The 12634-nt window shown below is 72.2% G+C and carries 11 protein-coding genes; 7 read left to right on the forward strand and 4 right to left on the reverse strand.

Annotation, left to right across the window (positions count from 1 at the left end; genetic code table 11):
- Positions 1-30: 30 nt before the first annotated feature.
- From C0010_RS12115 to C0010_RS12140, 6 genes are all read left to right on the forward strand, one after another.
- Entirely contained in the window at positions 31-825 is a 795-nt protein-coding gene (locus C0010_RS12115) for a pseudouridine synthase (RefSeq protein ID WP_105567355.1), read from the forward strand.
- Positions 818-1948 (forward strand): prephenate dehydrogenase, encoded by a 1131-nt coding sequence (locus C0010_RS12120; protein ID WP_174150357.1) that lies wholly within the window; start codon positions 818-820, stop codon positions 1946-1948. The genes C0010_RS12115 and C0010_RS12120 overlap by 8 nt, the downstream gene beginning before the upstream one ends.
- The gene (gene cmk / locus C0010_RS12125) at positions 1938-2633 is read left to right on the forward strand and encodes a (d)CMP kinase (protein WP_105567356.1); all 696 of its coding nucleotides are present in this window, start codon (positions 1938-1940) and stop codon (positions 2631-2633) included. Before C0010_RS12120 ends, cmk begins: the two co-directional genes overlap by 11 nt.
- On the forward strand, positions 2623-4149 hold the full coding sequence (gene der / locus C0010_RS12130) for a ribosome biogenesis GTPase Der (RefSeq protein WP_105567357.1): 1527 nt from the start codon (positions 2623-2625) through the stop codon (positions 4147-4149). Before cmk ends, der begins: the two co-directional genes overlap by 11 nt.
- Positions 4150-4250: 101 nt before the next feature.
- On the forward strand, positions 4251-5114 hold the full coding sequence (locus tag C0010_RS12135; RefSeq protein WP_232531942.1) for an NUDIX domain-containing protein: 864 nt from the start codon (positions 4251-4253) through the stop codon (positions 5112-5114).
- A 151-nt stretch (positions 5115-5265) separates the two neighbouring features.
- Positions 5266-6693 (forward strand): basic amino acid/polyamine antiporter, encoded by a 1428-nt coding sequence (locus C0010_RS12140; protein ID WP_105567359.1) that lies wholly within the window; start codon positions 5266-5268, stop codon positions 6691-6693.
- Between the two features lie 37 nt (positions 6694-6730).
- Here C0010_RS12140 and C0010_RS12145 read toward each other — a convergent pair whose 3' ends face one another.
- Positions 6731-8188: a benzaldehyde dehydrogenase gene (locus C0010_RS12145; protein ID WP_105567360.1), complete on the reverse strand. Its 1458-nt coding sequence runs from the start codon at positions 8186-8188 to the stop codon at positions 6731-6733.
- A 31-nt stretch (positions 8189-8219) separates the two neighbouring features.
- Complete coding sequence (mdlC, locus tag C0010_RS12150) at positions 8220-9797, reverse strand: benzoylformate decarboxylase (protein ID WP_105567361.1); 1578 nt, start codon at positions 9795-9797, stop codon at positions 8220-8222.
- A gap of 84 nt (positions 9798-9881) precedes the next feature.
- Here mdlC and C0010_RS12155 point away from each other — a divergent pair, with 84 nt between their 5' ends.
- Entirely contained in the window at positions 9882-10784 is a 903-nt protein-coding gene (locus C0010_RS12155; protein WP_105567362.1) for a LysR family transcriptional regulator, read from the forward strand.
- Positions 10785-10821: 37 nt separating this feature from the next.
- Here the strand turns inward: C0010_RS12155 and C0010_RS12160 are convergent, their stop codons facing one another.
- Positions 10822-12057 carry an MFS transporter gene (locus tag C0010_RS12160; protein WP_105567460.1) on the reverse strand — a complete coding sequence of 412 codons (1236 nt, stop codon included), beginning with the start codon at positions 12055-12057 and terminating at the stop codon, positions 10822-10824.
- Positions 12058-12224: 167 nt separating this feature from the next.
- Positions 12225-12593, reverse strand: coding sequence for an RNA-binding S4 domain-containing protein (locus tag C0010_RS12165; protein WP_198410853.1), 369 nt, complete (start codon positions 12591-12593; stop codon positions 12225-12227).
- Positions 12594-12634 lie beyond the last annotated feature (41 nt).

The following is a 12634-nucleotide window of genomic DNA, read 5'->3' on the forward strand; positions in this document are numbered from 1 at the left end:
GGAGAGGGCGCCGGCTGAGAGAATGTCCGGATGGAGAACAGCTCAGCGCCGGAGGGCGTGCGCCTGCAGAAGGTCATGGCGAACGCGGGGGTCGCCTCGCGCCGCGCATCCGAGGACCTCATCGCGGCGGGGCGCGTGCGCGTGAACGGCGTCGTCGTGGCGGAGCTCGGCCGGCGCATCGACCCGGAGACCGACCTCGTCGACGTCGACGGGCAGGCGGTCCAGCTCGACACCTCCAAGCGCTACATCATGCTGAACAAGCCGACGGGCGTCGTCAGCTCGATGAAGGACGACCGCGGGCGGCCCGACCTGCGCCGGTACGCCGAGGAATGGGAGGAGCGGCTCTTCAACGTCGGCCGCCTCGACTACGAGACCTCGGGACTCCTGGTGCTGACGAACGACGGCGAGCTGGCCCAGGTGCTCGCGCATCCGAAGCACGGCGTCACGAAGGTGTACATCGCGAAGGTGCGCGGCACGGTATCGCCGCAGACCATCGCGAAGCTCACGCGCGGCGTCGCGCTCGACGACGGGCCCATCGCGGCCGATAAGGCGCGGCTGCTCGACAGTTCGCGCGGCACGAGCCTCGTCGAGCTCACGCTGCACTCCGGCCGCAACCGGATCGTGCGCCGGATGATGGCGGAGGTCGGCCACCCCGTTCTCGAGCTCGTGCGCAGGCAGTTCGGCCCGCTCCACCTCGGCACGCTCCCAGCGGGCGAGGCCAGGGAACTGACTAAGGTGGAACGGGGCGCGCTGCTCACGCTGTCGCGCGACGAGACGGGCGCTTCCCAGCCCGAGACCGCAGAACCGAGGGGCCCCCGTGACTGATCCGACCGCCGCTCGCGCCGCCGTGCCCGGCCGCGCCGTGCGCACGTCGGGCACCGTGCGGGTCGTCGGCGCCGGCCTGCTCGGCGCGAGCGTCGGCCATGCCCTGAGCCGAGCGGGCGTCGACGTCGCGCTCGCGGACACGTCGCCGGCGCAGCTGCGCCTCGCGATCGACTACGGCGCGGGCCGCGCCGCGGCCGACGGCGACCGGCCCTCGCTCGTCGTGGTCTGCGTGCCGCCCGACGTCGTCGCCGACGTCGTCGAAGCCGAGCTGAAGGCGTTCCCGGCTGCGGTCGTCACCGACGTCGCCTCCGTCAAGCTCGCGCCGCTCGTGGAGCTGCGCTCGCGCGGCGCCGACCTGACCCGCTACATCGGTTCGCACCCCATGGCGGGCCGCGAACGCGGTGGAGCGATCTCCGCACGCAGCGATATCTTCGCGGGGCGCCCGTGGGTGATCTGCCGCGACGGCGAGACCCGTCCCAGCGACCTCGCACTCGTCGAGGCACTCGCCCTCGACGTCGGCGCCGTGCCGATCGAGATGAGCCCCGAGGAGCACGACGGCTCGGTCGCGCTCGTCTCCCACCTGCCGCAGGTCGTCGCCTCGCTGCTGGCCGCCCGCCTCGCGGACGCCCCGGAGTATGCTCTGGGCCTCGCGGGCCAGGGCGTGCGCGACACGACGCGCATCGCGCACTCGGCCCCCGAGCTGTGGGTGCAGATCCTCGAGGCCAACGCGCCGGCGGTCGTGGCGGGGCTCGATGCGCTCGCCGCAGACCTGGCGGGCCTCGCCGACGCCCTGCGCGAGACCGAGCGCCCCGGGGCCAGGCGCGAGATCGCCGAGACCATCCGCCGGGGCAACGTCGGGGTCGAGCGGCTGCCGGGCAAGCACGGGCAGCGCCGCGAGTTCGTCTCGTTCGTCGTCATGGTCGACGACGTCGCCGGTCAGCTCGGTCGCCTGTTCGGCGACCTGGGCGAGCTGGGTGTGAACGTGGAGGACCTACGCCTCGAGCACTCGCCGGGAGCCCCGCTGGGCCTCGCCGAGATCGCCGTCGACAAGGGAACGCTCGAGGCCGCCGTCCGCGGCCTCGAGGGCCGCGGCTGGAGGATTGCGAGCACAGATGACGAATGATGCGTTCGGCGGCGTGACGGTCGTCGCGATCGACGGCCCGGCGGGCAGCGGCAAGTCCAGCGTCTCCAAGGAGATCGCCAGGCGCCTCGGCTTCGGCTACCTCGATACAGGCGCCGCCTACCGTGCGCTGTCGTGGCACGTGCTGGCGTCCGGCGCAGAGACGACCGACGAGGTCGCCGTGCTCTCGGCGCTCGACGGGTTCGACCTGCGCCAGGGCCTCGACCCGGATGAGCGCGCGGTCGCTGTCGGCGGCACCGACGTGACCGACGCCATCCGGACGGCCGAGGTCACCGCGGCGATCGCGGGCTTCACCAAGGTGCAGGCGGTGCGCGACCGACTCAACGACGGCTTCCGCCGCAAGGCCCGCGAATCGGGCCTGCCCGGCGTCGTCATCGAGGGGCGCGACATCACCTCGGTCGTCGCGCCGGACGCACCGGTGCGCATCCTGCTCACGGCGAGCGAGCGCGTGCGCGCCGAGCGCCGCGGCCTCGAGATCTCGGCCGACGCGACCGACGTCGCCGCGGCGATCAGCAAGCGCGACGCGAGCGACGCGCACACACTCTCCCTCGCGCAGGGCGACCAGGGAGTCGACGTCGTCGACACCACGGAGCTCGATTTCGAGCAGTCGGTCGCCGCCGTGCGAGACGTGATCGAACGACGAACGGGAGGCCGAGATGGCCGATAACGAGGAGTACGCCGGCGGCGAGGACCACCTCGCCGAGCGCCTGGCGGAGCTCGACGACGACCTGATCGAGGCGCGCAGCGAATCGCTGCGCCAGAGCCTCGGCGACTACGAGCTCGACGAGGAGGACGCCGAGCTCATCGCGGGCGTCCGCATCGACGAGCTCGGAATGGAGTATTCGCCCGCGCTGCCCGTCGTGGCGATCGTCGGCCGCCCGAACGTGGGCAAGTCGGCGCTCGTGAACCGCATCCTGGGCCGCCGCGAGGCGGTCGTGCAGGACGAGCCGGGCGTGACCCGCGACCGCGTCACCTACAAGGCCGAGTGGAACGATCGCCGGTTCTCGCTCGTTGACACGGGCGGCTGGGAGCCCGACGCCCGCGGCATCGACAAGTCCGTCGCGTCGCAGAGCGAGATCGCGATCGATCTCTCCGACGTCATCCTGTTCGTCGTCGACGCCATCACGGGCGCCACGGCGACGGACGAGCGCGTCGTGCGCCTGCTGCGCAAGTCGGGCAAGCCCGTCTTCCTGATCGCGAACAAGATCGACGACTCGTCGCACGAACCGGAGGCCGCCGCACTCTGGAACCTCGGCCTCGGCGAGCCGTGGCCCGTCTCGGCGATCCACGGCCGCGGTGTCGCCGACCTGCTCGACGCCGTCATCGCGAAGATGCCGGATGTCTCGGCGGTCGCGAAGGAGGAGATCGGCGGGCCCCGCCGCGTCGCGATCCTGGGGCGCCCGAACGTCGGCAAGTCGTCGCTGCTGAACAAGGCCGCCGGCGAGCAGCGCGTCGTCGTGGACGACCTCGCGGGCACGACCCGCGACCCCGTCGACGAGATCGTCGAGATGGGCGGCAAGCCGTGGCGCCTCGTCGACACGGCAGGCATTCGCCGCCGCGTGCACATGCACCAGGGCGCCGACTTCTACGCGTCGCTGCGCACCTCCGCGGCGCTCGAGAAGGCAGAGGTCGCCGTCGTCGTGCTCGACGTCTCCGAGCCGGTCAGCGAGCAGGACATCCGGATCATCGAGCTCGTGCTCGAGTCGGGCCGCGCGCTCGTGCTGGCATTCAACAAGTGGGACCTCCTCGACACCGAGGAGGCGGAGCGCAACGAGCGTCGCCGGTTCCTGGAGCGTGAGATCGAGAAGGACCTCGCGCACGTCGCGTGGGCCCCGCGCGTGAACATCTCGGCCAAGACGGGCCGCCGACTCGACAGGCTCGTGCCAGCGCTCGAGACGGCGCTCGAGAGCTGGGACCGCCGCATCCCGACCGGCAAGTTCAACGCCTTCCTCTCGGAGCTCGTCGCCGAGCACCCGCACCCGCTGCGGGGCGGCAAGCAGCCGCGCATCCTGTTCGGCACGCAGTCGAGCTCCCGCCCGCCGACGTTCGTGCTGTTCACGACGGGCTTCCTCGACCCCGGGTATCGGCGCTTCATCCAGCGCAGGCTCCGCGAGCTCTACGACTTCGAGGGCACCCCGATCGTGACGACCATGCGCATCCGCGAGAAGCGCCAGCGCAAGTAGCCGCGCCCCGCGGCGTCACTGGGTGCGCGCCGGTTCCGCGCTTGTGAAACCGTGCTGCGCGTCGGATGAAGGCAGGGGTCCGGCGCGGTAGCGTGGGGGAGATGAGCCACCGACCGAACTCCGGCGACGCCTGGGTCGAGGCGCCCACGGGGGAGCGGTACTGGGGGCGGTTCGGCGCGGCCGGGCTGCTCGCGCTCGACGCCGACCGAGGCGTGCTGCTGCAGCACCGCGTGGGGTGGAGCCATTTCGGCGGCACCTGGGCGTTGCCGGGAGGCGCCCTGCACGCCGGCGAGCGGCCCGTCGCCGGCGCCATGCGCGAGGCCCAGGAGGAAGCGGGGGTCCCGGATGCGGCCGTCGCGCCGCGCTTCCTGCACGTCTACGACGCGGGCGTCTGGCGGTACACGACGGTCGCGGCCGACGTCGCCGATCCCTTCGAACCGACGATCAGCGACCCCGAGTCGCTCGAGCTGGCGTGGGTGCCCGTCGACGACATCGCGGGCTACGACCTGCACCCCTCGTTCGGGACCGCGTGGCCGTCGCTGCGCGACGCGCTCGGCGTGCGGCCCTCGCTGCTCGTCGACGCGGCGAACGTCGTCGGGTCTGTGCCCGACGGATGGTGGCGCGACAGGGCCGGAGCGGTCGCGCGGCTCCGGTCGGCGCTCGAAACGCTGGCATCCGAGGGTCTGCCCGCCGGAGACCTCGGCCTGACGCACGACCACTGGTTCCCGGAGATCGAGATGGTCGTCGAGGGCGCCGCCCGTTCGATGCCCGACCGCGCGGGCCGGGTGCGGGTCGCGCATGCGGCGGCCTCCGGGGACGACGAGCTCGTCGCGCGCGCGACCGCGCTGGCATCCGCGGGGCGCGCCGTCACGGCCGTGACGAGCGACCGCGAGCTCCGCGGCCGGCTCGAGCGCGCGGGCGCCGCGGTGCGCGGCGTCCGGTGGCTGCGCGCACGGTTGGAGTAGTCAGGGGCTCACCGACTTCGCATTTTCGTGGTGCAGGGTGGGTGGGGCGCGGCCGTGACGGTCGGGGTTCCCGGGGCGTCGCCGGGTGCCGTGCGGCCGCGGTCCCCGGCGCTCCTGCGACGACCCGGCCGTGCCGGCGGAAGGCTCCGAGATGTCAGTTCAGGGCTCCGCGAAGGTTTCGCTGCCCACGCTCACCGCGATGGTCGTCGGTTCGATGGTGGGTGCCGGCGTGTTCTCGCTGCCGCAGCGGTTCGCGGCGTCGACGGGCGTCGCGGGAACGCTGATCGCCTGGGGCATCGCGGGCACGGGAATGCTCACGCTGGCCCTCGTGTTCCAGAGGCTCGCCGTGCGGCGGCCGGACCTCGACGCCGGGGTCTACTCGTACGCAAAAGCGGGCTTCGGCGACTTCATGGGGTTCATCGCGACATCCGGATACTGGGCGAGCTCGTTCCTCGGGAACGTCACGTACTGGGTGCTGATCACCTCGACGCTCGGCCAGTGGTTCCCCGCGCTCGGGGCGGGGGACACCCCGCTGGCCGTCCTCGTGTCGTCGATCGGCCTCTGGTCGTTCTTCTTCCTCGTCCGCCGCGGCATCAGGGAGGCGACGGCGATCAACCGCATCGTCACTGTGGCGAAGATCGTCCCCATCGCGGTGTTCCTCCTGCTCGCGGTCTTCGTGTTCGACCCCGCCGTGTTCGCGGCGAACTGGTCGGGCGGCGCCGGCTCTGCGCCCCTGTTCGACCAGGTGCGCGACACGATGCTGATCACGGTGTTCGTCTTCATCGGGGTGGAGGGCGCGAGCGTCTTCTCCCGGTACGCGCGCACGCGCAGGGACGTCGGCCGAGCGACCGTGCTCGGATTCCTCAGCGTGCTGTCGATCTTCGCGTCCGTGACCATCGTCTCGTTCGGCGTGCTCCCCACGGCGGAGCTCGCGGCGCTGCCGCAGCCGTCGATGGCGGGCGTGCTCGAAGCCGCTGTGGGCTCATGGGGCGGCGTGCTCGTCAGCATCGGGATGATCATCGCGGTGCTCGGCGCCTACCTCGCGTGGACGCTGATGGCGGCCGAGGTCGTGGCAGAGGCGGCGGAGCACGGCGACATGCCGCGCTTCCTCGCGACGCAGAACCGCAGGGGCGCACCCGTGAACGCGCTCGTGCTGAGCATCGCGCTCGCCCAGGTCGCGCTCGTGCTGACCTATTTCTCGGCCGATGCGTTCGACTTCGCGCTCGATATGACCTCGGTGATGGTGCTGGTCCCGTTCCTGCTGGCGGCTCTGTACGCGCTCAAGCTCCGGGTCACGAGGGAGACGTACGCGGAGGCGGGGCGGGCGGTGCTCTGGGGCGACCTCGCGATCGCGGCGCTCGCCTCGGCGTACACGGCGTTCCTGCTGTTCGCCGCCGGGATCGATCTCCTGCTGCTGTCCTGCCTGTTCTACGCCCCCGCGACGGTGCTGTTCGCGATGACGCGGCGCGAGCAGGGCCGACGACCCTTCCGTGCGCGCGAGCTGGTCATGCTGGCGGTCGTGATCGCGATGGCGGTCGCGGCCCTGGTCGGGCTGGCCACGGGGCGGATCGCGCCCTGAGGAACGGATCCGCCCCGGCCGAGGCCGTCGCGCGGGGTCAGAACGGGTAGTCGGCGATCTCCGGCCGCACCGTGAGCCACTGGATCTCGGTGAACGCTTCGAGGTTCGTCGTGGCCCCGCCGATGCGGGTGCCGTTGCCCGACGACTTCGTGCCGCCGAACGGCGCCTGCGACTCGTCGGACACCGTCTGCTCGTTGATGTGCACCTTGCCGCTGTCGAGGCGGTCGGCGATCACCATGGCGTCGCTGACGTTGCCGAGCACGCCGATCGAGAGGCCGAAGTCGCAGTCGTTCGCGAGCTCGACCGCCTCGTCGACCGTCGAGAACTTCATGACGGGGGCGACGGGGCCGAAGATCTCCTCCGCCCATGCGCGGTTGTCTCGGTCGAGATCCGTGATCACGGTGGGGCGGAAGAACCGGCCCTCGTGGGTGCCTCCCGCGGCGATCGTCGCGCCCGCGGAGCGCGCGTCGGCCACGATCTCGGCGCAGTGCCGCGTCTGGCCGTCGTCGATGAGGGGGCCGAGGGCGACCTGTTCGCTCGCCGGGTCGCCGACGGGCAGCGCGTTCGCCTTCTCGACGAGGGCGGCGACGTACTCGTCGTACACCGACTCGTGCACGATGTGGCGGCCCGTCGTCATGCAGATCTGGCCCTGGTGCATCCACGAGCCGAACGCCGCCGCGCTCGCCGCCTTGGCGACGTCGACGCCGGGGAGCACGATCATGGCGTTGTTGCCGCCGAGCTCCAGGTGGGCGCGCTTCAGCAGGCGCCCGCAGGTCTCGCCGATCTTCCGGCCGGCGCCGGTGGATCCGGTGAAGGCGACCATGCCGACCTCGGGGGCATCGACGACGGCCGACCCGACGTCCGCACCGCCCGGCAGCAGCTGCAGCACGCCGGCCGGCAGGCCCGCCTCCTCGAAGACGCGCATGATCGACACGCCGGCGCACACGGCCGTGCGGGGGTCCGGCTTGAGCAGCACGGCGTTCCCGGTCGCGAGCGCGGGGGCGACGGCGCGGATAGCCAGGATGAGCGGGAAGTTGAACGGCGCGATCACCGAGACGACGCCGATCGGCTTGCGACGCGCGAACGACCAGCGCGCCTCGTCGCTCGGCAGCACCTCGCCCTGCGCGAGGTGGGGGAGCGCCGACGAGTCGAAGCACTCGTTCGCGGCGATGTGGGTCTCCAGCCCCGCCTTGGGCGGGATGGACCCGGCCTCGCGGATGATCCAGCCCTGGATCTCCTCCGCGTGCTCCTCGAAGAGGAGGCCGGCCCGGCGCAGCACGGCCGCGCGCTCCTCCGGTGCCTTCGCCGCCCAGCCGCGCTGCGCCTCGGCGGCTCGTGCGGAGGCGGCGTACGCGTCGGAGGCGTCGGCGGAACCGATGCTGCCGAGCACCTCGCCCGTTGCGGGCGCGACGACGTCGTAGGCGCCGCCGTGACCCGGCTGCCACGATCCGGTGCTGATCCTGCCGCTCCAGAGTGCGGTGTCGAGAAGTGTCATGATCTCTCCTTCGAGGGGTGTGGGTGGAAGCCTAGAAGACGATGCGCGCGTCGATCAGCACGGGGCCGTCCGCTGCCAGGGCCGCGTCGTATGCCGCGCGGAACGCGTCGGGCGTCGTGACGCGGCTGGCGGGCACGCCGTAGCCCGTCGCGAGAGCGACGAAATCGATGCCGGGCACGTCGAGACCGGGGGCGTCGAGCGCGTCGAGCACAGCGGCGAACCCGCGCAGCGCGCCGTACGTGCCGTTGTTCGCGATGACGAACACCGTGCGGGTGCGCTGCTGAGCGGCGGTCCACAGCGCGGTGATGCCGTAATTGGCGCTGCCGTCGCCGACGACCGCGACGACGGTGTCGTCGGGGCGCGCGAGCGAGACGCCGACCGCCGCGGGCAGCCCGAAGCCGAGCCCGCCCGATGCCGGGAAGTGATAGCTGTCCGGCTCGGTCATGGCGACGCGCTCGAGGAACATCGTGTCGAGCGTGGTCGTCTCGTTCACGTAGGTGATGCCCGGAGCGGACCGCTCGTCGAGGATCTCGAGGATCTCTTCCCCTGTCATGCCGCCGGGGGCGCGGCGGACGGCCGGCGCCGGCCGCGGAGTCAGGCGCTCGCCGCGGTCGGCGACGCCCTCGGCGAGCCCGGCCAGGGCGGCGCCGACGGGGGTGACCGTCGCGGAGCCGAAGGGGGCGCGGGCCGCCTCGGACGGGTCCTGCGTGAGGTGCAGCACGCGAGTCCCCTCCGGCAGGTAGGAGCCCTCCTCGTAGCGGTGATAGCGGAAGGCGGGCGCGCCGATCACGACGATCAGGTCGTGGCCCTCCAGCGCGCCCCGCAGCGCGTTCTTCCCGGTCTGCAGCTGCCCGCGGAAATGCGGGTGCGTCGTCGGGAACGGGCAGCGCGACGGCGAGGGGGCGACCCAGACGGGGGCGCCGAGGCGTTCCGCGAGGGCGACGGCGTGCGGCTGGGCGCGCTCGGCGTCGACATCCGGTCCGAGCACGAGCACGGGGGCCCGAGCGGCGTCGAGGTCGGCGACGAGCGCCGCGAGCTGGCCGCCGTCGAGCGCGGCCGCGTGCCGCACGGATCGCGACGCGAGCAGGGCGTCATCGGCGGGTGCCGGTTGCGACCAGTCGTCATACGGGACCGAGAGGTAGACGGGCCCGCGCGGCGAGCTGCCCGCCTCGTGGATCGCGTGCGCGACCGACCGCGAGACGTCGTCGGGGGAGAGCGGCTCGTGCGAGTGCTTCACGAGCGGGCGCGGCAGCAGCGCCGCATCGACGCTCGAGAGCATGACCTCCTGCCCGACGGTGCTGCGGACCTGCTGACCGGCGAGCAGCACGAGCGGCGAGTGCGCGTAATGCGCGTTCGTGAGCGCCCCCATGGCGTTGCCCGTTCCGGATGCCGCGTGCAGGCTCACGAACGCCGGGCGACCCGTTGCCTGCGCGTAGCCGTCGGCCATGCCGACGACGGCGCCCTCGTGCAGGCCGAGGACGTACCGGAAGTCGTCGGGCATCCCCGCGAGGAACGGCAGTTCGTTCGAACCGGGGTTTCCGAAGACCGTCGTCATCCCGTGCGCACGCAGGATCTCGTACGTCGTGTCGCGCACCGTTGCTCGTGTCATGCTCCCGACCGTACGCAGTCAGCCTCATGCGCGCCAATACATATCAGCACTGATATTCATAGACATCGTCTATAGGATGGCCGCATGTCCGTCGACCTGAACCTGCTGCGCACGTTCCTCGCGATCCTCGATGCGGGGTCGGTGACGGCCGCCGCCGATGACCTCCGCCTCACCCAGCCCACCGTGTCGCACGCGCTCGGCCGCCTGCGCGAGCAGCTGGGCGACCCGCTGTTCGTCCGGCACGGCGCAGGCATCGTGCCGACGGAGCGCGCCGTGGAGCTCGGGCCCCTCGTGCGCTCCGCGCTCGCGAACCTCGATGACGCGGTCGACGCGCACCGCGCGTTCGATCCGGCGACGACGGAACGGGAGTTCCGCATCCGGCTGTCCGACATCGGCGAGTCGAGCTTCCTGCCCGCCGTGCTGCGGGCCATGGCGGCGGAGGCGCCGTTCGCGTCGGTCATCGTCGAGCAGACGCCGATCGACGAGGTCGTCGACGCCCTCGCACGCGGTGCGATCGATGCCGCGATCGCGTCGGTCGAGCTCGACGTCTCGGGGCGGGCTGCTGTGCTGCGCGGCGATCACTACGTCGCGCTCATGCATCCGGATGACGCCCCGGCGGCTCTCCGACTGACGGCGGAGGAGGTCGCCGAGCGCGCGCACGCGGTCGTCAGCAAGCGGGCGGGGCATGCGCAGATCGATGCGGCGCTCGCGGCCGTCGGCGTGGTGCGCCGGGCGGCGGTGCAGGTGCAGCACTTCCTCGCGCTGCCGCAGCTGGTCGCGGACGGTGGGCTGATGGCCGTGATGCCCGTGCACATGGCGGACGCCGTCGCGCCTACGTGGGGCCTCGCGGTGCGCGAGCTGCCGAAGGGCATGCCCGAGTTCGACGTGAACCTGTACTGGGACGCGGCCGTGACGGGGGCGACGGGGCCGCGCGCGTGGTTCATCGGCCTGGCACGGCGTGCGCTGGCGGAAGCGCGGAACGGCTGAGCCCCCGTGTGGGGGGCTCAGCCGTTCCGTCCGCGGATCACGCGCGGGCGGATTCCTGGGATTCCTGCGCCGCCAGGGCCGCCGCGGTCGATGCCTTCGGCTTCGGGATCGAGAGTACGGCGACGAACGCGATGACCGCGGCCGCGGCGAACATGTAGAAGCCGGCGGGGTAGGCGATGCCCGCCGTCACGAGCACGCCGGAGATGAGCGGGCCGACGATGGCACCCAGGCGGCCGACGCCCGAGGTGAAGCCCATGCCGGTCGCCGTGAGCGCCTTGGGGTACACGTAGCCGACGAGGCCGTAGATGAGCACCTGCGCGCTGAAGACGAACACGCCCGTGGCCATCAGCACCGCATCGAGCAGCAGCTCGTTCGTGAAGGGGATGCTCAGGACCGACAGCAGCACGGCGGAGGCGCCGAACCAGATCAGGATCGTGCCCTTGACGCCCTTCGCGTCGCCGATCCTGCCGCCGACGAGCAGGCCGATGATCGCGCCGACGTTCATGACGAAGAGCATCACGAGGGAGTTGGACATCGGGTAGCCGGCCTCGGCCATGATCTTCGGCAGCCAGGTGTTCAGGCCGTAGACCAGGAGCAGGCCCATGAAGGTGCCGACCCAGAGGCCGATCGTGATGCGGCCGCGGCCGCTCGTGAACAGGTCTCGCACACCGTACCGCGGGCCAGGGGCCGCCTCCGCGTTCGCGAGCGGGTGGGTCTCGGGAAGCTTCGCCCACATGACGGGGACGAGGGCCAGCCCGATGAGGCCGCCGAGGTAGAACAGCCAGTGCCAGTTGCCGCCGAGCCAGAGGGCGCCGAGCGACGCGAGCACGGCCCCGGCGTGGTAGCCGGTCATCGTGATCGTCGAGGCGTGGGCCTTGCGGCCGCCGGGCGCTGACTCCTGCATCATCGTGACGGCGACGGGCATGCAGCCGCCGAGGCCGAGGCCGGCGATGAACCGGACGGCGCCCATCATCGCGGCGTTCGGCATGAGGGGGAACACGAGGGTGAAGATCGAGAACACGAGGATGCACGCCATCAGGGGCCCGCGCCGCCCGAACCGATCCGCGAGCGGGCCGATCGCCGTGGCGCCGGCGCCGACGCCGACGAGCGAGATCGTCGCGACGAACGTCATCTCGGCTGCGGTGACGCCGACCCCGTGCGCCGGGTCCGTGAGGACCGGGATGGTCGCGCCGAGCGCGACGATGTCAAAGCCCTCGAATGCGACCGTCAGCCAGCACAGGGCGACGATCCAAGGGCGGGACGCGGTTTTCATCGTTGAGTTCTCCATTGCGTCGTCGGCCGTGCACGCCTTCGTACGGCACGTCCCCGCTGTCAGCGGACCGAATCAGTGTCCGCCCGCCAGAGTATGTCGTCAAATAGATGGCATGACAGAACCGTATGCGCTCAGTGCATACCGTCGCGCGGCGGGGGCGCGCGAGCTCAGGCCCTGCCGCGGAGCCTGTCGATGTCCCGGCGCTCGCGCTTGGTCGGGCGCCCGGCGCCGCGGTCCCGGAGGCCGGGCGGCGCGACGAACTCCCGCGGGGGCGGGGGAGGCGTGCGGTCCTCGTAGGCCTTCGCCGCGATCGGCGCGCCCACCCGCTTGGTCAGCAGCTGCGCGACGCCGAGGATCTTCGTGATGTGCCCGATGCGCACGCGCACCTCGTCGCCGACGCGCAGCGCGTGCGCCGCCTTGACGGGGTCGCCGTTGACGCGCACGTGACCGCCGCGCACGGCGGTCGTCGCGAGCGAGCGGGTCTTGTAGACGCGCACGGCCCACAGCCACACGTCCAATCGCACCGACTCGGCCATCCGCCCATGGTACTGCGGCAGAGGCATCCGGAACCGGCCGC

This window comes from Microbacterium halophytorum (assembly GCF_002970975.1).
GTDB lineage: Bacteria > Actinomycetota > Actinomycetes > Actinomycetales > Microbacteriaceae > Microbacterium > Microbacterium halophytorum.

Excerpts from the sequence above, each read along its gene's own strand:
- cmk (WP_105567356.1), top strand. The coding sequence starts at position 1,938 with ATGACGAATGATGCGTTCGGCGGCGTGACGGTCGTCGCGATCGACGGC.
- C0010_RS12160 (WP_105567460.1), bottom strand. The coding sequence starts at position 12,057 with ATGAAAACCGCGTCCCGCCCTTGGATCGTCGCCCTGTGCTGGCTGACG.
- C0010_RS12165 (WP_198410853.1), bottom strand. The coding sequence starts at position 12,593 with ATGGCCGAGTCGGTGCGATTGGACGTGTGGCTGTGGGCCGTGCGCGTC.
- C0010_RS12140 (WP_105567359.1), top strand. The coding sequence starts at position 5,266 with ATGTCAGTTCAGGGCTCCGCGAAGGTTTCGCTGCCCACGCTCACCGCG.
- der (WP_105567357.1), top strand. The coding sequence starts at position 2,623 with ATGGCCGATAACGAGGAGTACGCCGGCGGCGAGGACCACCTCGCCGAG.
- C0010_RS12135 (WP_232531942.1), top strand. The coding sequence starts at position 4,251 with ATGAGCCACCGACCGAACTCCGGCGACGCCTGGGTCGAGGCGCCCACG.
- C0010_RS12155 (WP_105567362.1), top strand. The coding sequence starts at position 9,882 with ATGTCCGTCGACCTGAACCTGCTGCGCACGTTCCTCGCGATCCTCGAT.
- C0010_RS12145 (WP_105567360.1), bottom strand. The coding sequence starts at position 8,188 with ATGACACTTCTCGACACCGCACTCTGGAGCGGCAGGATCAGCACCGGA.
- mdlC (WP_105567361.1), bottom strand. The coding sequence starts at position 9,797 with ATGACACGAGCAACGGTGCGCGACACGACGTACGAGATCCTGCGTGCG.
- C0010_RS12115 (WP_105567355.1), top strand. The coding sequence starts at position 31 with ATGGAGAACAGCTCAGCGCCGGAGGGCGTGCGCCTGCAGAAGGTCATG.